This window comes from Sphingomonas hankookensis (assembly GCF_022664465.1).
Classification (GTDB): Bacteria; Pseudomonadota; Alphaproteobacteria; order Sphingomonadales; family Sphingomonadaceae; genus Sphingomonas; species Sphingomonas hankookensis.
The window spans coordinates 1086899-1111641 of the sequence record NZ_JAKREV010000001.1 but is presented as its reverse complement, the minus strand read 5'-3'; the positions used below and the strand labels follow the sequence as shown (position 1 = coordinate 1111641).

Below are 24743 nucleotides of genomic sequence, written 5' to 3'. Positions count from 1 at the left end.
GGACGCAGAGGTGTTGTGGAGCAGGCCGTGTCCGCCTGTCTGGCGCAGCCTCGTTTTGGTCGGCGGCCGAGGATGGAGAGCCGCTGTCGCGGCGAGCGCTACACCTCAGCGCTCTCTGCGCCTCTGCGCGAAATCAAAACTTCTTCTTCGTGCCTCCGCGCCTTCGCGTGGAAACCCTATCTTCTTCCGATTACCGCCACATGCCCCGCGTATCGTACAGCTGCTTGCCCGCCCGAGCCTCGACCGACACCGCCTTGAACGCGCTGTGATCGACCAGCACGACCAGAATGTCGTTCGCCAGCCCTTCGTCCAGCGACACCAGCCGCCCGCCGTCCAGCGACCGGGGCAGGGCAGTGACGAACGGCTCGACCAGGTCGACTCGGTCGCCATAGCGAGAGATCAGTTCGGCGGCGACCTTCACCGCCGGGCTTTCGCGCAGGTCGTCGATGTCCGCCTTGAACGCCAACCCCAGCAACGACGCGCGGGCACCTGGCGCCGCGTCCAGCATCGCCACGACCCGGCCGACGACATGGTCGACCTTGCCGTCGTTCACTTCGCGTGCGGTGCGGATCAGCGGGGTCTGTTCGGGGGCGGCATCGACGATGAACCACGGGTCGACCGCGATGCAGTGTCCGCCGACGCCGGGGCCGGGCTTCAGGATGTTGACGCGCGGGTGGCGGTTGGCCAGCTCGATCACGTCCCACACGTTCAGTTCCATCTTGTCGCACACGATCGACAATTCGTTGGCGAAGGCGATGGCGACGTCGCGGCTGGTGTTCTCGACCAGCTTGACCATTTCCGCCGTGCGGGCGGTGGTGACGGTGCAGGCGCCTTCGACGAAGCGGCGATAGAAGCCGCACGCTGCCTCTGCGCAGGCCGGCGTGATCCCGCCGATCGAGCGTTCGTTGGATACGAGTTCGAGGATGATGCGGCCGGGCAGCACCCGTTCGGGGCAATAGGCGACGGCAATGTCGGGCACGTCCGACACACCGGGCAGCGACAGGTCGGGCCGCAATTCGGCCAGCAAGTCGCGAATCTGTTCGGTGGTTCCGACCGGCGAGGTCGATTCGAGGATCACCGTATTGCCCTTCGCCAGCACCGGCGCGATCGCGCGGGTGGCGTTCAGGACATAGCTGAGGTCGGGCACATGGCCCGGTCCGAACGGCGTCGGCACCGCGATGACGAAGATATCCGACGGCGCCGGGGTCGTCGCGGTGGTCAGGCGCCCCAGCAGCACGACGTCGCGCACCAGCGTGTCGAGATCGGCTTCCTCGATATGGATATCGCCGCGCGCCACCGTGTCGACGACATGCTGGCTGACATCGATGCCGATGACCCGCGCGCCCGACCGGGCGACGACCGCAGCGGTCGGCAGGCCGATATAACCCAGCCCCACGACGCACACGTCATAGGTGTCGGCGGCGGCGATCCGCTGTTCAAGCATAGAGGGTCTCCACGATGCGGGCGGACGCATGGCCGTCTCCGAAGGGGTTATGCGCCTTGGCCATCGCGGCGTAGGCGGCAGGGTCGTCGAGCAGCGTGCCGACTTCGGCGACGATGCGGTCCTCGTCCGATCCGATCAGCTTCGCGGTGCCGGCCATCACGCCCTCGGGACGCTCGGTCGTCTCGCGCATCACCAGCACCGGCTTGCCGAGGCCGGGCGCTTCCTCCTGCACCCCGCCCGAATCAGTCAGGACGAGGTGGCACAGGTCGAGCAGGCGGACGAAATGCGGATAGTCCTGCGGCGCAATCATCGCGACGCGGGGATTGGTGCCGAGGATCGCTTCCATCGGTGCGCGAACCTGCGGGTTGGGATGGACCGGAAAGATCACGCCGACGTCTTCGCGTGCGGCGATGCGGGCGATGGCGCGGGCGATATTCTCCATGCCGCCGCCGAAATTCTCGCGCCGGTGGGTCGTCACCAGCACGACGCGCTTGCCCGCGAACCGCTCGGCCAGCGTATCGAGCGCTTGCGTCCGCTGCGGTTCGGCGGCGATCCGCTCGCGCGCCATGTGCAGCGCGTCGATGACGGTATTGCCGGTCACCAGCACGCGCTCCGCCGGCACATTCTCGGCCAGCAGCGCGTCGGCGGCGGTCCGGGTCGGGGCGAAGTGCAGGTCGGCGATGCTGCCGACGATCTTGCGATTCACCTCTTCGGGCCAGGGATGATAGATATCGTGGCTGCGCAGGCCCGCCTCGACATGCGCGACCGGCACCTTGCGGTAATAGGCGGCGAGGGCGGCGACCATCGCGGTCGCGGTATCGCCCTGCACGACCACGCGATCGGGCTGCTCTGCGTCGAACACCGGGCCGAGCGCATCCAGCAGCCGTGCGGTCAGGCCGTCCAATGACTGGCCGGCGGTCATGATGTTCAGGTCGATATCGGGGACGATCCCGGCAAACTCCATGACCTGGTCCAGCATCTCGCGGTGCTGCGCGGTCACGACGACGCGAGTGTCGAAGCCGGGATGGGCGCGCAGGGCATGGATCAGCGGAAACAGCTTGATCGCTTCGGGCCGGGTGCCGAATACGACCAGAATCCGCTGCATCTGCTTGCCCATCATACGCCCCCGCGACCCGGATTGGCCGCTACCACGCCGAAAGTAGCCGGGGGAGCTTAATAATTGGTGGCGCTTCCAGCCCGCCCCGCTCCGCGGGGAGGGGGACCAGCGAAGCTGGTGGAGGGAGGTCGCCATGCGACGCAACGGCTCCGTATGCGGACAACCTCCACCACCACTTCGCGGCGGTCGCCCTCCCCGTACCGGGGAGGATTTAGTTGTGATACCGCTCCGCGATCCGGTCCCGCGACGCATTCGGCGCGATTTTCGCTTCCGCCGCTTCCAGTGCCTCCCAATCCGCCACATCGGGCAGCGACGGGATGCACACCGCCTCGCCCAGCTCCAGCCCGCGCAGCGACGCGACGACCAGATCGTCCGGCTCCATCACCCGTTCGGGCGGGAAGTCGTCGACGCTCTTGCCCGCGACATGGTGGAAATCGGTTGCGGTGACGCCGGGGATCAGCAGCTGGACGCGGATGTTGCCGTCCTTCGCCTCCGCCTGCATCGTGCGGGTGTAATAGGCGACATAGGCTTTGGTCGCGCCATAGCCGGCATAGCCCGGCATCTTGGTGAACAGCGTGCCCGACCCGACATTGATGATCGTGCCCTGGCCGGTGCGCTTCATCCCGGCCATCGCCGCATCGGCGAGCCGGCTGAACGCGACGACGTTGAGCAACAGCATGTCGGTCATGTCGTCGCGGTCGCCTTCGCCGACCTTGCCCATCGCGGCAAAGCCGGCATTGTTGACGAACAGTGCGATCGGATCGCCCGCCTCCAGCCGCTCCTCGACCACGTCGAGGTCGTCGGGGTCGGCGAGGTCGGCGGCGATCACCTCGATATCGATGCCGTGTTCGACCGACAGCTGTTCGGCGAGATCGCGCAGCCGGTCCTCGCGCCGCGCGACGATGACGAGGTCGTGGCCGGTGCGGGCGAGGTGATGCGCGAAGCTCAGGCCGATACCGGACGATGCGCCGGTGATGAGGGCGACGGGGCGGGTCATGGCAATTCCTCGACTGAGAAGGGGGTCAGGCGCCCAAACGCGCGAGCGTCGGGATCAGTTCGTCGAAATGATCGATCACTGCATCGGCCCCCAGTTCGGCGACCGGCTGCATCAGGAAACCGAACGAGCAGGCGATACCCGGAATGCCGGCATTCTTCGCCGCATCGATGTCGAAATGCGAATCGCCGACGAACGCCGCGCGCCCGCCGCCGCAACGTTCGATCATCGCGTCGATCGGTGCGCGGTTGGGCTTGGACTTGCCCGGCCCCAGCGTATCGCCGCCGATGATGCAGCCGAAGCGGCGGGTCAGGTCCAGCTCGTCCAGCAGCCTTACCGCCAGCCCCTCCAGCTTGTTGGTGACGATCGCAACCTTCACGCCCATCGCGTCCAATTGGTCCAGCGCCGCCATCGCGCCGGCGAAGGGCCGCGAATGCACTGCGATATGCGCTTCGTAATGGTCGAGCAGCAGGCGGTGGAGCCGGGTGAGCTCCGCCTCGTCGCAGCCGCCGGTCGCTTCCATCCCCTGGCGCAGCATATGCTTGGCACCGCCGCCGATCATCGGGATGACCTGCTCACGCGACAGCAAAGGTCGCGCCGCATTGGCCAGCGCATGGTTCACCGCATCGGTCAGGTCGCCGCTGGTATCGATAAAGGTCCCGTCGAGGTCGAAGCCGACGATATCGAATGAAATCTTTGTCATGATCGCCGCATTGGCGTGCGCGATATGGAATTGGCAAGGGTCGTGTGCCACAGACGACCCCATGAGCGCACAACCGATCGCCGCCGTGATCCTCGCCGCCGGGCAGGGCACCCGCATGAAGTCGACGAAGCACAAGGTGCTGCACCCGCTCGCCGGGCAGCCGATGCTGTTCCACTTGCTCGACAGCCTGTCCGCCGCGAACGTCACCCGCCGGGTGGTGATCGTCGGCGCGGTCGGCGAACAGGTGGAAAAGGCGGTCGCCGGGCGGGGCGTCGAGATCGCGTGGCAGCGCGAACAGCTGGGCACCGCGCACGCCGCGTTGCAGGCGAAGGAAACGCTGGCCGATCATGACGGCATCGTGCTGGTCTGTTTCGGCGACACCCCGCTGCTGTCGGCGGACACCGTCGCACGGCTGACCGCGCGGCTGGACGGAGCGGACGCTCCGGCGGTCGCGGTGCTGGGCTTCCGCCCGGCCGATGCCGCCGCCTATGGCCGGATCATCGCCGACGATGCCGGCAACATCGCCAAGATGGTCGAATATAAGGATGCCTCGGCAGATGAACGCGCGGTAAACCTGTGCAACAGCGGCGTGACGGCGGTGCGCTCGGCCGATCTGTGGGCGCTGCTCGAACGCGTCGGCAACGACAATGCGGCCGGCGAATATTACCTCCCCGATATCGTGATGCTCGCCATCGCCGATGGACGCGGCGCGGTGGTGATCGAAACCGGTGCGGACGAAGTGGCCGGCATCAACAGCCGCGCCGAACTGGCGGCGGTCGAGGCGGCGTGGCAGGCCAAGCGCCGGCAGCAGGCGATGGCCGACGGCGTCACGCTGGTCGCGCCCGAAACCGTGTTCTTCGCGCACGACACGCAGCTCGGCCGCGACGTGACGATCGAACCGAACGTCGTGTTCGGTCCCGGCGTCACCGTCGCCGACAATGTCGTCATCCACGCCTTCAGCCACCTCGAAGGTGCGACCGTCGCGACCAAGGCGGACGTCGGTCCCTATGCCCGCCTGCGCCCCGGCGCGGTGCTGGGCGAGGGGAGCCGCGTCGGCAATTTCGTCGAGGTGAAGAACACGACGCTGGGCGTGGGCGCAAAGGCTAATCACCTGACCTATCTCGGCGATGCGACGGTCGGTGCGAACGTCAACATCGGCGCGGGCACGATCACTTGCAATTACGACGGCTTCTTCAAATACCGTACCGAGATCGGCGAGGGCGCGTTTATCGGGTCGAACAGCGCGCTGGTCGCGCCGGTCAAGATCGGCGACGGCGCGCTGGTCGCCGCCGGCTCGGTCGTGACCCGCGACGTCGCGGCCGATGCGCTGGCGCTGGTCCGTGCCGAACGCGCCGATCACCCCGGCTGGGCGATGCGCTTCCGTCACAAGCAACAGGCCGCCAAGGCCGCGAAGAAATAACAAGCGGGCCATCCCCGCCGGAGAGAGACGACTATGTGTGGAATTGTTGGCATCATCGGCACCGAGAGCGTCGCCGACCGCTTGCTCGATGGCCTGAAGCGCCTCGAATATCGCGGCTATGACTCGGCGGGCATCGCCACGGTCGAGGGGCAGTCGATCGAACGGCGCCGCGCGTCGGGCAAGCTCAAGAACCTCGCGACCGAACTCGCCGCGCATCCGCTGCCCGGCAATATCGGCATCGCGCACACCCGCTGGGCGACGCATGGCGGCCCGACCACTGACAATGCCCACCCGCACGCGACCAACGAAGTCGCGGTGGTCCACAACGGCATCATCGAGAATTTCAAGCCGCTGCGCGAGGAACTGACCGCGCGCGGCCGGGTGTTCACCAGCGAAACCGATACCGAGGTCGTCGCCCATCTGGTCAGCGAACAGGTCGAGGCCGGCCTGTCGCCGGCCGATGCGGTGAAGGCGGTCCTGCCGCGGCTGCACGGCGCATTCGCGCTCGCCATCCTGTTCCGCCAGCATGACGACCTGCTGATCGGTGCGCGGCTCGGCTCGCCCTTGGTCGTCGGGTACGGCGACGGCGAGGTCTATCTCGGCTCCGACGCGCTGGCGCTGGCGCCGCTGACGCAGCGCATCGCCTATCTCGAGGAGGGCGACTGGGTCGTCTGCCGCCGCGACGGCACCGACATCTTCGACCGCGACAACAACCCCGTCGAGCGTCCGGTCACGCTGTCGGGCGTCACCGGCGCGCTGATCGACAAGGGCAATCACCGCCACTTCATGCAGAAGGAGATTTACGAGCAGCCGATCGTCGTCGCGCAGACGCTGCGCTCGTACCTCCAGCGGTTCGAGGGCAAGGTGACGATGCCGATCCCCGATTTCGACCTGTCGGGCATCAGGCGCGTCACGATCGTCGCGTGCGGCACCAGCTTCTATGCCGGCATGGTCGCCAAATACTGGTTCGAACAATTCGCGCGCGTTCCCGTCGACCTCGATGTCGCCTCCGAATTCCGCTACCGCGCGCCGGTGATGGAGGAGGGCGGCTTGGCCCTCTTCATCAGCCAGTCGGGCGAGACCGCCGACACGCTGGCGGCGCTGCGCCATGCCAAGGGCGAGGGGCAGACGATCGCGGTCGTCGTCAACGTGCCGACCAGCACGATGGCGCGCGAGGCCGACCTGCTGCTGCCGACCCATGCCGGACCGGAGATCGGCGTCGCCTCGACCAAGGCGTTCACCTGCCAGCTGGCGGTCCTCGCCGCGCTCGCCGCGAACCTCGCCAAGGCGAAGGGGCGGCTGAGCGAGGCCGAGGAACGCAGCATCGTGCGCCATCTGGCCGAGGCACCCGCGTCGATCAACGCCGCGCTCGCCTATGACGAGGCGATCGAGGGCATGGCCGGCGTCATCGCCGCGGCGCGCGACGTCCTGTATCTCGGCCGCGGCACCGACTATCCGCTGGCGCTGGAAGGGGCGCTCAAGCTCAAGGAAATCAGCTATATCCATGCCGAGGGCTATGCCGCGGGCGAGATGAAGCACGGGCCGATCGCGCTGATCGACGAACATGTCCCGGTCATCGTCATCGCTCCGTCGGGCCCGCTGTTCGACAAGACCGTCAGCAACATGCAGGAAGTGCAGGCACGCGGCGGCAAGGTCGTGCTGATCTCCGACTATGACGGTATCCAGGCGGCGGGCGACGGCGCGGTGGCGACGATCACCATGCCCAAGGTCCATCCGCTGATCGCGCCGATCGTGTACGCGGTGCCGGTGCAGTTGCTGGCCTACCATGTCGCGGTGGCGAAGGGCACGGACGTCGACCAGCCGCGCAACCTCGCAAAGTCGGTGACCGTCGAGTAATCGGGCGCGGACGTGGATCGGGCTCGCGTGGGTCCGATCCAGCCCGCTGCCCCAAGCGTCATCCCAGCGCAGGCTGGGATCTCCCGGTGACAACGCGCGGCAGAAGCCGCGAGAGGCCCCAGCCTTCGCTGGGGCGACACCCAGACGAATTGACTCGATAAGCTCACCAATTCCATCACCCCGGGTCAAGCCCGGGGTGACGTTTCAGATGGCACGCCTAGCCCGATCGCGGCAGCAACAGGCTCGCGTCGCCGTAGGAATAGAACCGATACCCCTGCGCGATCGCATGCGCATACGCCGCCTGCATCCGCTCGCGCCCCATCAGCGCCGACACCAGCATGAACAGCGTCGACTTCGGCAGGTGGAAATTGGTCATCAGCCCGTCGATGCCCCGGAATCGATAACCGGGCGTGATGAAGATCGCGGTGTCGCCCTCGAACGGCCGCACCCGTCCGTCGGCGTCGCAGGCACTCTCGATCAGGCGCAGGCTGGTGGTGCCGACCGCGATCACCCGTCCGCCGGCGGCACGGACCGCGTTCAGCCGGTCGGCGGTCGCAGCGTCGATCCGGCCCCATTCGGCATGCATCCGGTGGTCGTCGGTATCCTCGGCCTTGACCGGCAGGAAGGTGCCCGCACCGACATGCAGCGTCAGCGTGGCATGGCCGATCCCCGCCGCCGTGAGCGCCGCCATCAACCCCGGCGTGAAGTGCAGCGCCGCGGTCGGCGCGGCGACGGCACCCGCTTCGCGCGCGAACAGCGTCTGGTAATCCTCGGCATCGCGCGCATCGGCCCCGCCGCGCTTGGACGCGATATAGGGCGGCAACGGCATGCGGCCGGCGCGTTCGAGCAGTAGTTCGACCGGCGCATCGCCCTGAAAATCGAGTGCGACGCTGCCGTCCTCCCCCTTGTCACCCGCGATCGCGATGACGCCGGCGCCGAAATCGATGCTGTCGCCGTCGCGCAGCCGCCGCGCATTGCGAACGAAGGCGCGCCAGCGGCGTGGCCCCTCGCGCTTGTGCAGCGTCGCGCCGATCGTCGCATCGCCGCGCTTGCCCTCGAGCTGCGCCGGGATCACCCGCGTGTCGTTGAACACCAACAGGTCGCCGGGGCGCAGGCAGTCGGGCAGGTCGGCGACGCCGCGGTCGAGCGTCGCATCGCCGTTCAACACCAGCATCCGCGCCGCATCGCGCGGGGACGCCGGGCGCAGCGCGATATGGTCGTTCGGCAGTTCGAAGTCGAACAGGTCGACGTGCATCGGTGGCGTTGTGCCTTAGCGCGGGCGGGCGGGCTGGGCGGCGCGCGGCGCGGACGTACGCGGCGTGGTGGCGGGCAGCGGCGCGACCGTTTCGGGCAACGCGACCGGTGCCGCGGCCTGGTAGGGCGGGGGATTGTCGCTGGCGATATAGGCGTGGACGATGCGCGACGGGTTCGCCGGCGGCTCGCCGCGTTCGATCGTGTCGACATATTGCATGCCGCTGATCACCCGCCCGAACACCGTGTACTTCTTGTCGAGCGCGAGGCGCGGGGCGAGCATGATGTAGAACTGGCTGTTCGCACTGTTTTCGTCCTGCGCGCGTGCCGCGGCCACCGCGCCGCGGACGTGCGGCAGGTAGTTGAACTCCTTGTCGACGTTCGGCAGCTTCGATCCGCCGGTGCCGTCGCCATCGGGATCGCCGCCCTGCGCCATGAACCCGTCGATCACGCGGTGAAAGGCGAGGCCGTCGTAGAATTTGTCGCGGGTCAGCGTCTTGATCCGCGACACCATCTTGGGCGCGACGTCGGGACGCAGCCAGATCGTTACCCGCCCGCCGGTCGACAGGTCGAGAATCCACAAGTTGCGCGTATCGGTGGTCGACGGCGGCGGCTCGCGTCCGGGCACGTCGATGACCTGCGCCAGGGCAGGAAGCGCGAAGAACGAGGCGATGAGAGCGAGCAGGATAGCGAGACGACGCATGAACTTCCCGGGATGCGCGAGGGAACACGAAGGTGCAGACGGGGGCGCATAGACCATGTCGCGGCTTGCGCCAATCTGAACATGTCATGGCCGCCGAACGCCATGATACGGCAAAAGGGATTGGCAAACGGTCGAACGCCCGGCTATCACCCGTGTGACTGGACGAAAAACCGATCGGTCCGGCGTCGCCTCAACCGAAGGCGACCGGAGAGGGGCAGGACGCATATGCGTCCGACGACAAGGGCTGTTGAATGGCGACTGACGACGATCAGCACGTACCCGCAGGCGGCGCATCTGCGCTGGACGCCGGGCCGGACAATCCCCGCAGGCGCGACTATCTGTCGATCGGCGCGGTGGCGTTCGCCGGCGTCGGCGCGGGCGTGATCGCGCTGCCGCTCATCAACCAGATGTCGCCGGCGGCCGATACGCTGGCGCTGTCGACGACCGAAATTGACCTGTCGGCGATCGAGCCGGGACAGGCGATCAAGGCGACGTTCCGCAAACAGCCGCTGTTCGTGCGCAACCTGACGCCGAAGGAAATCGCCGAGGCGGACGCGGTGTCGCTCGCCGATCTGCGCGATCCGCAGACGCTGGAAGAGCGCACCAAGACCGGCAAGACCAACTGGCTGATCACGCTGGGCGTCTGCACCCATCTCGGCTGCGTGCCGCTGGGCGCGGGCGAGGGCGAGAACAAGGGGCCGTTCGGCGGCTATTTCTGCCCGTGCCACGGGTCGGCCTACGACACCGCCGGGCGTATTCGTTCGGGTCCTGCGCCGCAGAATCTGCACGTTCCCGAATATGCATTCACGTCCGACACCGTCGTGACGGTCGGCTGAGGAGACAGTCATGAGCTTCCCCTGGGCCAAGCATTACGAACCGAAACAGCCGCTGATGCGCTGGCTGGACGAGAAGCTGCCGCTTCCCCGGTTGGTCTACAACGCGGTCGGCGCCGGTTATCCGGTGCCGCGCAACCTCAACTATTTCTGGAACTTCGGCGTGCTCGCCGGGGCCGCGCTCGCGGTGCAGATCATCACCGGCATCGTGCTGGCGATGCATTATGCCGCCAACGGCGCGGTGGCGTTCGATTCGGTCGAGCGCATCATGCGCGACGTGCCGTCGGGCTGGTTCATCCGCTATGCCCACGCCAACGGCGCGTCGATGTTCTTCATCGTCGTCTACACCCATATCGCGCGCGGCATTTATTACGGGTCGTACAAGGCGCCGCGCGAAATGGTGTGGCTGCTCGGCGTCGTCATCTTCCTGCTGATGATGGCCACCGCGTTCATGGGCTATGTCCTCCCCTGGGGGCAGATGAGCTTCTGGGGCGCGCAGGTCATTACCGGCTTCTTCTCGGCGTTGCCGGGGGTGGGCGAGACGATCCGCGTGTGGTTGCTGGGTGGTTACGCGCCGGACAACGCCGCGCTCAACCGCTTCTTCTCGCTCCATTATCTGCTGCCGTTCGTGATCGCGGGCGTCATCATCCTGCACATCTGGGCGTTGCATATCCCCGGCTCGAACAACCCGACCGGCGTAGAGGTGAAGGGGCCGCAGGATACCGTGCCCTTCCACCCCTATTACACCGCGAAGGACGGCTTCGGCCTCGGCGTGTTCCTGATCGTGTTCGCGTCGCTCATCTTCTTCGCGCCGAACCTGTTGGGCCATCCGGACAACTACATCCCGGCCAACCCGCTCTCGACGCCCGCGCACATCGTGCCCGAATGGTATTTCCTGCCGTTCTACGCGATCCTGAAGGCGTTCACCGTCGACTTCATCTTCCCGGCGAAGCTGTGGGGCGTGCTGGCGATGTTCGGCTCGATCCTGCTGCTGTTCTTCCTGCCGTGGCTGGACAAGTCGCCGGTCAAGTCGGCGAACTACCGCCCGACCTACCGCATCTTCCTGATCGTGCTGCTGCTCGACGTGCTGGTGCTGGGCTATCTCGGCGGGGCGGAAGCGTCGCCGGGTACGGTGCTCGCCAGCCAGATCGCGGCGGGATATTATTTCGCGCACTTCCTGGTCGTGCTGCCGATCGTGTCGGCGATGGAGCGTCCGCGCCCGCTGCCCAACTCGATCACCGAAGCAGTGCTGAAGGGCGAAGGCGGCACCTCGCCTGCGCAGACTGCCGCCCATGGCCATGCCTCGCCGGCCGCGGCCGAGTAAGGGAACAACGATGCTCTCCTTCGCTTCCCGCTTTCTCGCCCGCAACCTGAACCTCGTCGTCGGCGCAGGCTTCCTGTTCGCGCTGCTGCTCGGCATCTTCTCGACCGTCAGCGGCATGATCAACGACACGCCGCTCCATTCGGCGGAGCATGAGTTCCACCTCAAGCCGCGCGACGCGGGGCTGCAGTCGGCCGGCATGTTCGGCACGTTCGACAAGCAGCAGCTGCAGCGCGGGTTCCAGGTCTACAAGGAAGTCTGTTCGGCCTGCCATTCGATCCGGCTGATGTCGTTCCGCGACCTTGAGGCGCTGGGCTATGACGAGGGCCAGGTTAAGACGATCGCCGCCGACTGGGCGATCGAACAGCCCAGCGTCAACCCGGAAACGGGCGAGGCGGCGACGCGCAAGAACCTGCCGTCCGATCGTTTCCCGCTGGTGTTCGCCAACGACGTCGCCGCGCGTGCCGCCAACAACAATGCGGTGCCGCCCGACCTGTCGCTGATGACCAAGGCGCGCGACGACGGCCCCGACTATGTGTATTCGCTGCTGACCGGCTATGGCCCGCAGCCGGCGGAACTGCTCAAGAAGTTCCCCGATGCGAAGACGCCTGCGGGCCTGCACTTCAACCGCTATTTCGCCACGCTGAACCTCGCTATGGCGCCGCCGCTGACCGGGACCGATCAGGTCCAGTATCAGGACGGCACGCGCGCGACGGTCGACCAGATGGCGAAGGACGTGTCGGCGTTCCTGACCTGGACTGCCGAGCCGAAGCTGGAAACGCGCCACACCTGGGGTCTGGCGACGGTGATCTTCCTGCTGATCTTCACCGGTCTCGCGTTCGGTGCCTATCGCAATATCTGGCGGGGCATGAAGCATTGAGCGATACGGATGGCGTCGGGCCGGCAGAGCTTGCCCGACGTATCCGTACCATTCCGGACTTTCCCAAGCCCGGCATCCAGTTTCGCGACATCACCACACTGATCCTCGATCCCGAAGGTTTGCGCCTGTCGGTCGAGGGCATGGTCGCGGCGGTCATGGGACCGATCGATCTGGTCGCGGGGATCGAGGCACGCGGGTTCGTGTTCGCGCCGGCCGTCGCGCTGGCGCTGGGGGCCGGCGTGCTGCTGATCCGAAAGGACGGCAAGTTGCCCGGCGCGACCATCGCCGAAGACTACGCACTGGAATATGGCACCGATCGGATCGCGATCCACGCCGATGCCTGTGCGCCCGGTGCACGGGTGCTGCTGGTCGACGACCTGATCGCCACCGGCGGCACCGCGCGGGCCGCGGTGCGGTTGCTCCGCAAGGCGGGGGCCACGGTCGAGCAGGCGGCGTTCGCGATCGATCTGCCCGATCTGGGCGGCGCGGCGGCGCTCAGGGCCGACGGGATCGCGGTGTCGGCGTTGGTCGCGTTTCCGGGGCATTGAGGCGGGCGGCCGCGGGGTAAGGCGCGTCGGAGCCGATGGCGCGGCGCCGGTATTTCAACCGGTTAGAGCGGTCGATCGGGCCTTGGCTCGGACCCTGTCGGGTGGACTTACGTCGGCGCGGACCTCCACCGAGGTGTATGGGCCGGTGTCGACGCGGGGCTGGTATGCGCCGTGGTTTGTAGCGCCTCCTATGGCACCTCAGGACACAGCGGTGCTTCGCTCGTAGGCTCGGTGCCGGACCGCTCGGGTTGACTCAAGTCACAGCGTTTCGGTCCGGAAGTCGCCGCTCGCTCGACATCGTCGATGCCTGCCCATCGTTACCCCGGACTAGATCCGGGGTCCCGATTCTTGCACCGGCCACAGTAGAAAGCGAGACCCCGGATCAAGTCCGGGGTGACGTAAGGGCGTTTCGGGCGGCAACGAGCGCTCAACGTGGTCGGCGACTATCCTGGAGGTCCACTTCGTCTATTTTGAACTGGACGTCATCCCAGCGAAGGCCGGGATCTTCCGGTGATAGCACGGGGCAAGAGCCGCTCGAGACTCCAGCCTTCGCTGGGGGGACGATTCGGTCAGATGGATTAAACGCCAGAAGGCAGGGCGGCATCCTTTCCCCACCGAAAGCCGCGCACGATCAACCACCTGCGCGATCCGGACAGCCCCCGTTCAGGCACGGGCGCGTACCCGTTGCAGCCTGTGCAGGAACCAGCGGTCGCGACCGACCGTTGCTTGTCCATCATCCAATTCGGCGCCGAGCCCGCAGCCCGTCGCCAGCGGGAGCAAACGCCATGTTTCATCGGCTTCGCGCGATCATGTTGACCTTGGCCATGGGGGCGGGGGCTTCAGCCTGTGCCTATGGCGATTACGGCTATGGTGGGGTCGGCGTGGGCTATGCCTCGCCCGGCTATTATGGCGGCGGTCTCGGTGGCGGATATTATGACGGCTTTGGCGGCGGTTTCGGCGATCCGTACTGGGGCTGGTTCGGCGACTATTATTATCCGGGCACCGGCTATTATGTCTACGACCGCTATCGTCGGCCATTCCGCTGGAACGATCGCCAGCGCTTCTATTGGCAGCAGCGTCGCAGCCAGTGGCGCGGGGATTGGGGTGGCGGGCGGCCCCGCTGGGACAATTGGAACCGGCCGGGCTGGCGTGGGGATCGTCGCCCAGGGTTCGACAATCGTCCGGGCTTCCAGAATGTCCCGCGCGGCAGCAGCCAGTCGCCTTATCCGGGGCGCCCCGGCGGGTGGCGCGATCGGCCGGGCGCGGGGGTCGGCGATGGACGCCCGAATATCGGCGACCGTCCGCGCGGCGAATGGCGTGGCAACCGGCCCGATGCGGTGCCGGGGCAAGCGCGGCCCGGCTTTGACGGGCGTCGCGGGTTCCAGAACGTGCCGCGTGGCAGCAGCCAGTCGGCGGTTCCCGGTCGCCCGGATGCCGGTGCCAGCCGCGGCTTCAACCGGCCCGAGCGGATCGGTGGAAACCCGGGTGCATTTCGAGGTGGCGAGGGGCGTGGACCGCGTGGCGGCGGCGGACGGGGTGGCCGCCGTCCGAACTGATCGGGATCAGGGCGGATCGACTGCCAGCGCGTACCCCCGCTTCCGCAGGGCACGACCGCCCGAAACGCGTCGTGTTCTGTTGAAATCCCTTCGGCTTCGGCGAACTTGGATCGAAGCTAGCCCTTCGTCGCGCCTGCCCTAGTGGCGATCAGCGCGAGCGAGATGAAGGTCACCACGACCTGATCGTCCTGATTGCGGACGGTCACCTTGCTGGCGACGCTGCCCATTTCCGGACGGCTGTTCGACGGTTTGGCCGACAGCACTTCGGTTTCGCACGACAACGTATCGCCGGGATAGACCGGGCGTTTCCAGCGCAACTCGTCGATTCCGGCGGCGCCCAGACTGGCGACCGGATCGGCGTTCCAATGTTCGACCAGCATCGCCATGGTCATCGCGCAGCTGTGCCAGCCACTGGCGGCGAGGCGCCCGAAATGGGTCTGCGCCGCCGCCTCATCCGACAGGTGGAACGGCTGTGGATCATATTGCCGGGCGAAATCGATCACCGCGTCGCGATCGACGGGGTAGGAACCGAAGCGGGCGGTATCGCCGACGGCGATGTCTTCGAAATAGCGCATGCTGTCAGTTTCAACCCGAAACGGGTCGCTCCGCAAGCCCTATCGCAGTGCCGTCGCACCGATCCCCGAATCGCCGTCGAGCGCCCGGTCGGGGGTGAGCCCGAGGATGCGGCGCAGCAGCGGGTGGATCGCGGTATTGCGGAACGCAGGCAGCGTCACGCCCGAACGAAAGGCCGGGCCGCCGGCGACGAACAGCGCCTGCATTTCCGGCGCGGCATCGTCATAGCCATGCGCGCCACCGGTGACCGGGCGTGTCGGGGTGGTCGGCGCGATCGTCCATCCGATTTCCGCCAGACAGAGGAACGAGGCGACCCGCGGGTTGGTGCCGTAGCGTAGCCGTGCCGGGATCGCCGCCTTGGGCCAGCATTGCATATGCGGATGCGGGCGGGCGAGCGCGGTTGCCAGTCCGGCCTGCTTGCCCGGCATCGGTTCGATCGCGGCATAGGGACCGGTTTCGATCAGGCGATAGCTGTCGGCGGGCGCCACCCGGTCGAACGCGATCACCCGGTCGTTGGCGATCGCCGCCATGCCATGATCGGCGACGACGATCAGGTTGGCCGGTTGGCCCAATGCGGCCAGTTCGCGTTGCAGCCGGCCAATCTGTTCGTCGACCCTGCGCATCGCCGTCAGGGTTTCCGGCGTGCCGGGGCCATGGTCGTGCCCGGCGATATCGACATCGTCGAAATAGAGCGTGACGAAACGCGGCCGGGTGGCGGCCGGGCGACGGAGCCAGTCGACGACGGCATCGACGCGCTGCCCGGCGTTGATCGCCGCACTGAACGCCTGCCAGTCCGACGCATGCGCGCCGCCGGCATAGACGCCGTGATCGGGCTTGCCGCTGCCGCCCCACGCGACCTCGCTGCCCGGCCAGAACATCGTCGCGCTGCGGATTCCGGCCTGTTCGGCGGCGATCCAGATCGGCTTGGCGGCGTTCCACCAGAACGGGTCGACCGTCTCCATGGTGAAATGCTCGTCGGGGCGCCGCGCGTCTTCCATCTTGTTGCCGACGATGCCGCTTTGGTCAGGACGGACGCCGGTGGCCATCGTCCAGAAATTGGGAAAGGTCTTGGTAGGGAACGACGGCTGCATCGATGCCGAAACGCCGGCCGCCGCCAGTCGCGACAGGTTGGGGGCGGCAGCGGGCGTCAGATAGTCGGGCCGGGCGCCGTCGACGCCGATTAGGATCGTGACCGGCGCCCGCGCCTCGACCACCGCCGGTGGGGCGGTCTTTGGCATGGGCAGCGTGGTGCAGCCGCACAGCAGGGTGATCGCGGTGAGGAGGGTCGGGATACGCATGACCGGACCTGCTAACGCTCTACGATGACGAGGTCGTGAATGATCAGACGTTGAAGCGGAACAGCATCACGTCGCCGTCCTGCACGACATATTCCTTGCCCTCGGCACGCAGCTTGCCCGCATCGCGTGCGCCGCTTTCGCCCTTGCAGGCGACATAGTCGTCATAGGCGATCGTCTCGGCGCGGATGAAGCCGCGTTCGAAATCGCTGTGGATTTCACCGGCGGCCTGCGGTGCCTTCGCCCCGACCGACACGGTCCAGGCGCGGGCTTCCTTGGGGCCGACGGTAAAGAAGGTCAGCAGGTGCAGCAGCGAATAGCCGGCGCGGATGACGCGGGCGAGGCCGGTTTCGGCGAGGCCGAGGTCGGACAGGAACTCGGCGCGGTCGGCAGGCTCCATCGTCGCGATCTCGGCCTCGATCGCGGCGGAGACCACGACGGCCTCGGCACCCTCTGCCTTCGCCTTGGCGAAGACCTTGGCCGACAGGTCGTTGCCCTCGGCGGCGTCTTCCTCGTTGACGTTGCAGACGTAGAGGACCGGCTTGGCGGTCAGCAGCTGCGCCTGCGCGAACAGGCGTTCCTCTTCCTCGTCCTTGATCTCGGTCAGGCGGGCGGGCTTGCCTTCGCGCAGCAGGTCGAGTGCGCGGCCGAGCACGGTCGCGGCGACCTTCGCCTCCTTGTCGCCCTGCTGCCCCTTCTTGGTCAGGTTGGGCACGCGCTTTTCAAGGCTTTCGAGGTCGGACAGCATCAGCTCGGTCTCGACGGTATCGGCGTCGGCGATCGGATCGACCCGGTCGTCGACATGTTGAATATCGTCATTCTCGAAACAGCGCAGGACGTGGACGATCGCGTCGACTTCGCGAATGTTGCCGAGGAACTGGTTGCCGAGCCCTTCGCCCTTCGACGCGCCGCGGACGAGCCCGGCGATGTCGACGAACGCCAGCTGCGTCTCGATCTTCTTGGCAGAGCCCGCGATGTCCGACAGCGCGTCGAGCCGGGGATCGGGGACGGCGACGTTACCGACGTTCGGCTCGATCGTGCAGAAGGGGTAGTTGGCCGCCTGTGCCGCCTGCGTCTGCGTCAGGGCGTTGAACAGGGTGGACTTGCCGACATTCGGCAGGCCGACGATACCGCAGCGAAAACCCACGTGATGCTATCCCGGTGACGATGGAAAGCCTGCGCCTTAGCCGCTGGCGCCGGGCATTGCAAAAACCTCTTAGATCCAGCGCGGATCGGCGGTGAAGTCGACGCTGAGCCAGGTGCCGGGGCCATCTCCGCCGATCGCGACGGCAAGGTCGTGGCGGATCGCGTCGAGCCGTTCATAGGCGACCGGTAGCGCATCGGGGGCGGCGACCAGCGCCACGTCGACGAATTGCTGCCGCCCAATCCGCGCGACATGCGACCGGCAGTCGATGAAGCCATGCGCCGCTGCGACCGCCCGCGTCGCGTCGCGGACGCGGGCGTCGAGGTCGGCAGGCGCGATCTGCAGCAGCTCGCGTCCCGACCGGCGGATGGTGGCGATCGGAAAGGGGATCAGCGCCAGCGCCACCAGCACCAGCGCGGCGGGATCGACGATTCGCGCCCAGTCGCCATGACCGGCGCGGTGAAGCACCCCCGCGACCCCGAAACCGGCGGCAAGCGCGCCCGACAGCACCGCCCCGGTCGCCCAGCCGCGCGCATCGACCGCGACCAGTTGCGAATCGAGGTCGCGGGCAACCCGGCGCAGGATCGCCCACATTGCGAGGCTCCACAGCCCGCTGACCAGCGCCACGACCGCGCCGGAGCCGAAGCTGACGTCGCGCCCGCCGTTCAGCAGGCCGTTGGCACCGTCGAGCAGCGCATAGCCGCAGGCGAGCGCCAGCGCGATGCCGTTGACGAAGGCGAGCATCGGTTCGAGGTGCCAATAGCCATATTGGAACCGCCGGTCCTCGCCCCGCGCGATCAGCCCGGCGGTGACGATGGCGAGCGCGGTCATCCCGGCGTCGACCACCTCGTACATGCCGTCGAACAGGATCGATTTCGATCCGATCCACAGCCCGGCCACGATACTTCCACCGGCCGACAGCAACGTCGCCGCCAGCGAGAGCGTCAGGACACGGCGTTCGCGGGCGACGGGCTGCACGGCATTACCAGCGGTAGTTGAAGCTGACGCTGATCCGCTCGCCCTTTCCGGCATGCGGCATGACTTCGTGGCGCAGCCAGCTTTCCCACAGCAGCAGCGTGCCGGGCCCCGGCGCTACCGTCTCGAAGGTGCCGGGGCGGGTGGGGGCGGCCATCAGCATCGGCAGCCGCGGGTCTTCGAAGCGGATGCCGCCCGCGCCCTCGGGGACCGCGACATAGACGGTGCCCGACACGACGCTGTGCGGATGAAGATGGCCCGAATGCCCGCCGCCGGGTTTCAGCAGGTTCACCCACAGGCTGTCGAGCTTGAGCTTGCGCCCCCCCAATTCCATCGCGCACGCCGCGGCGAACTTGGCGACATGGCGGTCGAGCACGCGTTTCAGGTCGGCAAAGGCCGGGTCGCGCAACGGCAGGTCGTTGAGCGAGGCATAGGATGTATAGCCGCGATAGCCCTTGTCCTTCGACCAGCGGCGCCCGGCCATGTCGTCCTCGGCCAGCGCGCGGACCGATGCGTCGAGATCGGCGACCAGCGCGTCGTCGGCGAGGTTCGCTTCATAGAGCTGGGTCGGGAAGAGGGTGCGGACGGTCATCCGCGCGGCTTGGCCGATCCGGGGCGATTTGGGAAGGGGCTGGCGATCGGTCCCGATCCCCGCCATTCTGTCATCATGACGTGGTCCGACCGCCTGATCGAGCAAGCCCGACAGGTCCCCACGAAAGGCCGATCCGGCGTTGCGCTCGGATACGGATCTGCATCGGTTCCGGTTCGAGATGCGGCTGCTACTACCGGTTCTGCCCTTCCTGTTGGGGCTGTGGTTCGAATGGGACGGGCGATGGGCGATGCTGCCGTTGTTCCTGACCCTGCTTATCGCAATCGTCCTGCTGCATCGGTTCAGCCTCTGGTGGTATCGACGCAAGGGACGCCGGGACGCAGGGTTCCCCGACTGGCCTTAGCGGCGATGCGCCGACAGGAACGCCCAGAGCGCGTCGTTGTCGACCACCCAGCTATGCCCGCCGCCGACGGTGATCCGCCCGGCCACGTCGGCGCCGTTCCGGCACGTGGTGTAGCGTTCCTCGTACACCTTGGGCGCGACCCAGCGGGTGGTGGGGGCGGCGGTGCAGCCGTTGAGGGCGGCCCAGCGCTGCTCGGCGGCGTGCATGGTGTAGGACCAGTATTTGGCGCCGCCGCCCTGAATGGGGTTGGTGGTGTCGGCATCGCCGGCAAAGGCGATCACCGGCAGCTGCTTCGACGGGCGGCAGGTCGCCGGGTCGGGGCGGGCCGGGTCGCTGGCGAGCGGGTTGCCGGCGCGTAAGCCCACGACGGGTGCGATCGCGGCGAAGCGGTCGGTCGCGACGCAGCCGAGCCACGACGTCATGCGACCCCCGCCCGACAGGCCGGTGGCGTAGACACGGGCCGGGTCGGCACAGCCCGCCTTGGCCAGCTGGTCGATCAGCGCGCCGATGAAGGCGACGTCGTTAGGGGCGTCGGAGCCGGGGATGGCACCGGTGACGGTGGGCACGCCGGGAATGTTCCAGACGAAACCCTTGTCATGCGGGATGCCGGCATCGGGTGCCGCGACGACGAAGCCGTGCTTGTCCGATGCCTCGGCGAGGTGCGAATCGCGTAGCATCGCCGCGCCGGTGCCGCCGCTGCCGTGGAGCAGTATGACGAGCGGGGCGGCGGTGGCGGGATCGAACCCGCGCGGGGTGTGGACCAGGACCGAGCGGCCGTTGCCGATCGCGATCCGCTGATCGCCGCCAGGGGCGAAGGTACAGCGCGGTGCGGCCTGTACGGCGGTGCCGGCGAATAGCAGGAACAGGAAGACGAGCAGTTGCAACGGCTTGGCCATGGGGTGCTTCCTATCGGGCGGGGGCGGCGCGGCGCAAGGTCGGGCCAAAGTTCACTAAGTTCACACTCGTGCGAAATGCGTCCTTGTGTCGGTTTTGTGGTCGGCGGCGGTGTGGTTCGGAGGGCGGACAGGCGATCGGTTCGGCGATCCTGATGGCGGCGGGGCGAGTAGGAAAGTGGTTTTCTGCGAGGTGAGTCGTTGTTTGCCGTACCCACGCGCGGGCGGGGGTCCAGGGCGATATGGAGCCACGGCCTGGCTCCAATAACCCTGGATCCCCGCCTGCGCGGGGATACGCTAAAGGCCTATGCGGCTGGTTTTTGCAGTGGGTATGCTACCGAATCGGCAGGAACAGGTCGGTGATCGCCTCTCCCTCGGCCGCGTCGGGGAAGAAGCGGACGCGCTGGCAGAAGAGCGGGGCGTCGCGCAGTTCTTCGCCGCTGTCGGGCAGCCAGTCGCGATAGAGGTGGAGCGCGGCGTCCTCCAGATCGTCGCTGCGACCGGTCACGCGCAGGACGGCGCAGCGGCCGCCGGGGAGGGTATCGGCGAACACGCCGTCGCTTGCCGGGAACGTGCGGTCGGTGGCGACGCACAGGTCGATGCGGACCGGGCCGGCGGCGAGGTCTGCGGGATCGCTGTGGAAGCGGTTGAAGGTGGCGCTGGTAGCGGGCGACAGGCCGCGCGTGCGGCGCCATGCGATGAAGCGGCGGATGGTGTCGCCGATCGTGGCGGGATCGCCGCGATGTTCCATGATGGCGATGGGCGTGGCGGGGAAGTCGCGGAGGGTGACGGGTGCGAAGGTCATGATCGTCCTCGATTGATCGAGCGGCAGGAGCGCCGCGCGCCACGGTGCCCAGTCGGGCGCGGAACGGAACGACGTCGGCGACTGGCCGAAGCGCCGGCGAAAGGCGCGCGCGAAAGCATCGGGCGCGTCGTAGCCGGCATCCAGCGCGATGTCGGTGACGTGATCGGTGCGGAAGGCGAGCCGGTAGGACGCGCGCTTCAGCCGGGCGAGCTGGACATAGCGGTGGACGGGCAATCCGAAGGTCGCGGTGAACTGGCGATGGAAATGCCAGGGCGAGAAGGCCGCGACCGCGCTGATGGTGGCAAGGTCGAGATCGTCGTCCAGATGGCGGTCGATATGATCGAGCGCGCGCCGCATCCGGTCGTGATAGTTGCGCTGCGCCGGCGTCATGTCCGTTCCTTGTGTGGCACGGGGGTTGTGGCGGGGGAAGGGGCGGGGGCGCTCGACCGATCTTGCGGGGTTTGGGGGGGCGCCGTCTATCTTCCTCGCCGCGAACGTCACCCCAGCGCAGGCTGGGGTATCCCTGTTGGATAGCGCATCGCCCGGCTACGCGGAGACCCCAGCCTGCGCTGGGGTGACGGGTGGCGCTTGGGGAGCGCCGCTCACCCCATCCGCCGGGCGACCTCGTTCATGAACCGTACGTCGTCGCCCGCCGCCAGCCATGGCGCCTCGGCGGCGACGGCGCCCAGCAGGTCGGTCAGGTCGTCCAGCTCGGCCTTGGCGAAATTGCCGAGCACATACGGCGTCACGCGGTCCTTGTGCCCCGGATGGCCGATGCCGAGCCGGATGCGGCGGAAGTCGGGGCCGATATGCGCGTCGGTCGAGCGTAGCCCGTTATGCCCGGCATGGCCGCCGCCGACCTTCACCTTCAGCTTGAACGGCGCGAGGTCGAGTTCGTCGTGGAACACGGTGACGTCGGCGGGGGTGAGCTTGTAGAAGCGCATCGCTTCGCCGACCGAGCGGCCGCTCTCGTTCATGTACGTGCCGGGTTTGAGCAACAGCACCTTTTGCGTGCCGATCCGCCCTTCCTGTACCCAGCCCTGGAACCCACGTTTGGGCGCGGCGAAGTCGTGCACCTCGGCGATGGCGTCGATGGCCATGAAGCCGATATTGTGGCGGTGCATCGCATATTGCGGGCCGGGGTTACCGAGGCCGGTCCAGAGCTGCATCGGGTGTCCTTTGGGTGAAGGTGGTCGCGTGCCGGTCCTATAGACGTCATTCCCGCGGAGGCGGGAATCCATATGCGCTGGCGTCGCAGATGGAAGCGCGGGCGTCGCGTTAAGGGTCCCCGCCTGCGCGGGGACGACGATGGGGAGGTTTCGTCATTCCGGTGCAGGCCGGACTCCATTGGGTCGGGTGTTCTCGATCGGGCCGCGACGTGGCCGTGTCCGTGAATCCCGGCCTGCGCCGCGATGACGTTGGTGCGGATGGCGCGCATCCCCCAAACGAAAAGGGAGCGGGACGGCCTCGGCCATCCCGCTCCCTCGAACGCCGGAAAGGCGGGGCGGATCAGCCCTCGGCCTTGTCCTCGGCTTCAGCGTCTTCGGCCTCGGCTTCGGCAGCCGCTTCGGCCGACTGTGCTTCGGCAACTTCGGCGTCGAGCGCTTCGTCGGCGGCGGTCGGGACCGTCGGCGGGACGATCGTCGCGACGGTGAAGTCGCGGTCTTCCACGGCCGGCTCGGCGCCGTTCGGCAGCGTCACGTCCGAAATGTGGATTGAATCGCCGACTTCGCGACCGGTCAGGTCGATCGTGATCTCGGTCGGGATGTTCGACGCTTCGACGACCAGTTCGATTTCGTGGCGAACGACGTTCAGCACGCCGCCGGCACGCTTGATGCCGGGCGCGTCGTCTTCGTTGGTGAACACCACCGGCACCGCGACGGTCACGGTCGCGTTCTTCGAGATGCGCAGGAAGTCGACATGGATCGGCTGGTCGGTAACGACGTCGAACGCGACGTCCTTGGCCAGCGTGCGGACCTTCTTGCCGCCGACATCGACCATGATGACCGAGTTCATGAAGTGGCCGGTCATCAGCTGCTTCATGAGTTCGCGGGCGTTCAGGTGGATGCCTTCCGGATCCTGCTTGTTGCCATAGATCACGGCGGGGACGCGGCCTTCGCGACGCAGGGCACGGGAGGCTCCCTTGCCTGCCCGATCGCGCGTCTCGGCCGACAGGTGCAGCGTGTCGCTCATCATGTCTTCCTTAAGATACGTGGATTGTCAGTCTTGCGCGGCCGGGCCTCCAGGGATGACCCCGGCACGAACAAGCGCGGGCGCATAGGTTAGTTCGGGGGAAAAGGCAAGGTTGGGGGTGTTGCTTCCTTCTGTTCCCGTCCGTTTGTTTCTTCCTCCCCCCACCACACACACGCACACCGTTTGCTTCGAGCCTGTCGAGAACCGAAGTCGAGAGGGGGGTGCCCCAAGCGACCAAGTTCTCGACGGACGCTTCTCGACAAGCTCGAAGCTGCTCGAACCAAACGGTGTGCGTGGGGGAGAGTGTGAGGAGAGTGGCGCTACTGCACCCGCGACACCTCGATCCCCATCGCCGCCAACCGCGCCTGCACGCTGCCTTTCCCCGACAGATGCCCCGCGCCGACCGCGACGAAGCGCGTAGCCGGCTGGCGCATCCACCGGGCGATCGTCCTCGCCCACGCCGCATTGCGCCGCTCGAGCAAAGCCGCCCGCACCGCCGGACCAGCCTCATCCATGTCGTTCGCCAGCAACCGGTCGAGCGCGGCGACATCGCCCTTGCCCCATGCGGCGACCACCCGGTCCATCGCAGCCACCGGATCGCGATCGTCGAGCACGCGCGCCAGCATCGTGCGCTGCGCCGGTTGCGGGAGCGCGGCGAAGGTCTGCAATTGTCCGTCCAGCGTTTCGAGCGGTTCGATCGCGGTGCCGCGGCGATCGGCGAGCGTCGCCAGCAGCGTCTCGGGCGCCGGCACCGCGCTATAGCCGGCGCGGGCGAGCGGCTGGGCACCAAGGGTCGTCGCCGCGAACCACGGGTCGGTCGCGTCGAAGGCGTTGGCCGGAAAGCCCAGCGCCCGCGCGCGCTGGCGCAGTCGCCGGTCGAGCGCGGGCGGCAGCGGTGCGGGGCGGACCGGCGCGACCGCGACCAGCGCCGCCGCCATTGCCGCCGGATCGGTCGGCGCGATCTCGAGCGTCAGCACGTCGCTGCTCGCAAACGCCCGCGCCACCGCTCCACTCAGCCACGGCGTGCCGGCGCGCAGCTGATGCACCGTGCCGAACAGCCAGATCACCGTGTCGCCGTCGCGCGCGACCCACAGCGCCGGGGCCAGCGCCGCCGGCGCCGCGACCGGGCTGGCCAGCGACAGCCAGCCGAGCAGGGCAAGGATCGCGGGCAGGAAGCGGCGAAGCGACATGCGGTCGGCTTAGCGGGGCGGGCACCCCGGCGGCAACCTTGACCCGCGCTCCGCCCAAGCGCTAGGCGCCATGGCTCTTGCACTCAAAGGCGAAA

23 protein-coding genes are annotated in these 24743 nt (G+C 67.6%); 7 read left to right on the top strand and 16 right to left on the bottom strand.

All coding sequences use genetic code 11. From position 1 onward, the window contains the following. Nucleotides 1–190: 190 nt before the first annotated feature. From wecC to MF610_RS05110, 4 genes are all read right to left on the bottom strand, one after another. Nucleotides 191–1444, bottom strand: coding sequence for a UDP-N-acetyl-D-mannosamine dehydrogenase (gene wecC / locus MF610_RS05125; RefSeq protein WP_242193382.1), 1254 nt, complete (start codon nt 1442–1444; stop codon nt 191–193). Beyond that, a complete protein-coding gene (wecB, locus tag MF610_RS05120) occupies nt 1437–2549 on the bottom strand; it encodes a non-hydrolyzing UDP-N-acetylglucosamine 2-epimerase (protein WP_242193381.1) in 1113 nt (370 codons plus the stop codon). The genes wecC and wecB overlap by 8 nt, the downstream gene beginning before the upstream one ends. A 223-nt stretch (nt 2550–2772) precedes the next feature. After that, nucleotides 2773–3558, bottom strand: coding sequence for an SDR family NAD(P)-dependent oxidoreductase (locus MF610_RS05115; protein WP_242193380.1), 786 nt, complete (start codon nt 3556–3558; stop codon nt 2773–2775). Between the two features lie 25 nt (nt 3559–3583). After that, on the bottom strand, nt 3584–4258 hold the full coding sequence (locus MF610_RS05110) for an HAD-IA family hydrolase (protein WP_242193378.1): 675 nt from the start codon (nt 4256–4258) through the stop codon (nt 3584–3586). Between the two features lie 61 nt (nt 4259–4319). On the opposite strand from MF610_RS05110, the gene glmU reads away from it, so the two are divergent. Both glmU and glmS read left to right on the top strand, forming a co-directional pair. Continuing rightward, the gene (gene glmU / locus MF610_RS05105) at nt 4320–5678 is read left to right on the top strand and encodes a bifunctional UDP-N-acetylglucosamine diphosphorylase/glucosamine-1-phosphate N-acetyltransferase GlmU (RefSeq protein WP_242193377.1); all 1359 of its coding nucleotides are present in this window, start codon (nt 4320–4322) and stop codon (nt 5676–5678) included. Nucleotides 5679–5711: 33 nt separating this feature from the next. Then, nucleotides 5712–7535 carry a glutamine--fructose-6-phosphate transaminase (isomerizing) gene (gene glmS / locus MF610_RS05100; RefSeq protein WP_242193376.1) on the top strand — a complete coding sequence of 608 codons (1824 nt, stop codon included), beginning with the start codon at nt 5712–5714 and terminating at the stop codon, nt 7533–7535. Between the two features lie 217 nt (nt 7536–7752). On the opposite strand, the gene queA is transcribed toward glmS, so the two are convergent. Both queA and MF610_RS05090 read right to left on the bottom strand, forming a co-directional pair. Next, entirely contained in the window at nt 7753–8790 is a 1038-nt protein-coding gene (gene queA, locus MF610_RS05095) for a tRNA preQ1(34) S-adenosylmethionine ribosyltransferase-isomerase QueA (RefSeq protein ID WP_242193375.1), read from the bottom strand. A gap of 15 nt (nt 8791–8805) precedes the next feature. After that, nucleotides 8806–9489, bottom strand: coding sequence for a peptidylprolyl isomerase (locus MF610_RS05090; RefSeq protein WP_242193372.1), 684 nt, complete (start codon nt 9487–9489; stop codon nt 8806–8808). Nucleotides 9490–9740: 251 nt separating this feature from the next. Between MF610_RS05090 and petA the strand changes: the two genes are divergently transcribed. The 5 genes from petA (at nt 9741) to MF610_RS05065 (ending at nt 14627) form a co-directional block, all read left to right on the top strand. Next, nucleotides 9741–10325, top strand: a complete 585-nt coding sequence (petA, locus tag MF610_RS05085) for a ubiquinol-cytochrome c reductase iron-sulfur subunit (RefSeq protein WP_242193368.1) — start codon at nt 9741–9743, stop codon at nt 10323–10325. 10 nt (nt 10326–10335) lie between these two features. Then, complete coding sequence (locus tag MF610_RS05080) at nt 10336–11646, top strand: cytochrome b (protein WP_242193366.1); 1311 nt, start codon at nt 10336–10338, stop codon at nt 11644–11646. Nucleotides 11647–11656: 10 nt separating this feature from the next. Then, the gene (locus MF610_RS05075; protein ID WP_242193364.1) at nt 11657–12523 is read left to right on the top strand and encodes a cytochrome c1; all 867 of its coding nucleotides are present in this window, start codon (nt 11657–11659) and stop codon (nt 12521–12523) included. Beyond that, on the top strand, nt 12520–13071 hold the full coding sequence (locus MF610_RS05070) for an adenine phosphoribosyltransferase (protein ID WP_242193362.1): 552 nt from the start codon (nt 12520–12522) through the stop codon (nt 13069–13071). The genes MF610_RS05075 and MF610_RS05070 overlap by 4 nt, the downstream gene beginning before the upstream one ends. A gap of 809 nt (nt 13072–13880) precedes the next feature. Next, on the top strand, nt 13881–14627 hold the full coding sequence (locus tag MF610_RS05065; protein ID WP_242193360.1) for a hypothetical protein: 747 nt from the start codon (nt 13881–13883) through the stop codon (nt 14625–14627). Nucleotides 14628–14743: 116 nt separating this feature from the next. On the opposite strand, the gene MF610_RS05060 is transcribed toward MF610_RS05065, so the two are convergent. From MF610_RS05060 to MF610_RS05015, 10 genes are all read right to left on the bottom strand, one after another. Next, nucleotides 14744–15202: a MaoC family dehydratase gene (locus MF610_RS05060; protein ID WP_242193357.1), complete on the bottom strand. Its 459-nt coding sequence runs from the start codon at nt 15200–15202 to the stop codon at nt 14744–14746. Nucleotides 15203–15241: 39 nt separating this feature from the next. Further along, nucleotides 15242–16498, bottom strand: coding sequence for an alkaline phosphatase family protein (locus MF610_RS05055; protein ID WP_242193355.1), 1257 nt, complete (start codon nt 16496–16498; stop codon nt 15242–15244). 43 nt (nt 16499–16541) lie between these two features. After that, the gene (ychF, locus tag MF610_RS05050; protein ID WP_242193353.1) at nt 16542–17642 is read right to left on the bottom strand and encodes a redox-regulated ATPase YchF; all 1101 of its coding nucleotides are present in this window, start codon (nt 17640–17642) and stop codon (nt 16542–16544) included. Between the two features lie 69 nt (nt 17643–17711). Beyond that, the gene (locus MF610_RS05045; RefSeq protein ID WP_242193351.1) at nt 17712–18617 is read right to left on the bottom strand and encodes a cation diffusion facilitator family transporter; all 906 of its coding nucleotides are present in this window, start codon (nt 18615–18617) and stop codon (nt 17712–17714) included. A 4-nt stretch (nt 18618–18621) separates the two neighbouring features. Next, a complete protein-coding gene (locus MF610_RS05040; protein WP_242193349.1) occupies nt 18622–19206 on the bottom strand; it encodes a TIGR02466 family protein in 585 nt (194 codons plus the stop codon). A gap of 357 nt (nt 19207–19563) precedes the next feature. Next, nucleotides 19564–20463 carry a CE1 family esterase gene (locus MF610_RS05035; protein ID WP_242193347.1) on the bottom strand — a complete coding sequence of 300 codons (900 nt, stop codon included), beginning with the start codon at nt 20461–20463 and terminating at the stop codon, nt 19564–19566. A 331-nt stretch (nt 20464–20794) separates the two neighbouring features. Next, nucleotides 20795–21655: an AraC family transcriptional regulator gene (locus MF610_RS05030; protein WP_242193346.1), complete on the bottom strand. Its 861-nt coding sequence runs from the start codon at nt 21653–21655 to the stop codon at nt 20795–20797. 212 nt (nt 21656–21867) lie between these two features. After that, entirely contained in the window at nt 21868–22434 is a 567-nt protein-coding gene (gene pth / locus MF610_RS05025; protein ID WP_242193345.1) for an aminoacyl-tRNA hydrolase, read from the bottom strand. A 340-nt stretch (nt 22435–22774) separates the two neighbouring features. Then, entirely contained in the window at nt 22775–23458 is a 684-nt protein-coding gene (locus MF610_RS05020; RefSeq protein WP_242193342.1) for a 50S ribosomal protein L25/general stress protein Ctc, read from the bottom strand. 320 nt (nt 23459–23778) lie between these two features. Continuing rightward, nucleotides 23779–24648, bottom strand: coding sequence for a TraB/GumN family protein (locus MF610_RS05015; RefSeq protein WP_242193340.1), 870 nt, complete (start codon nt 24646–24648; stop codon nt 23779–23781). Nucleotides 24649–24743 lie beyond the last annotated feature (95 nt).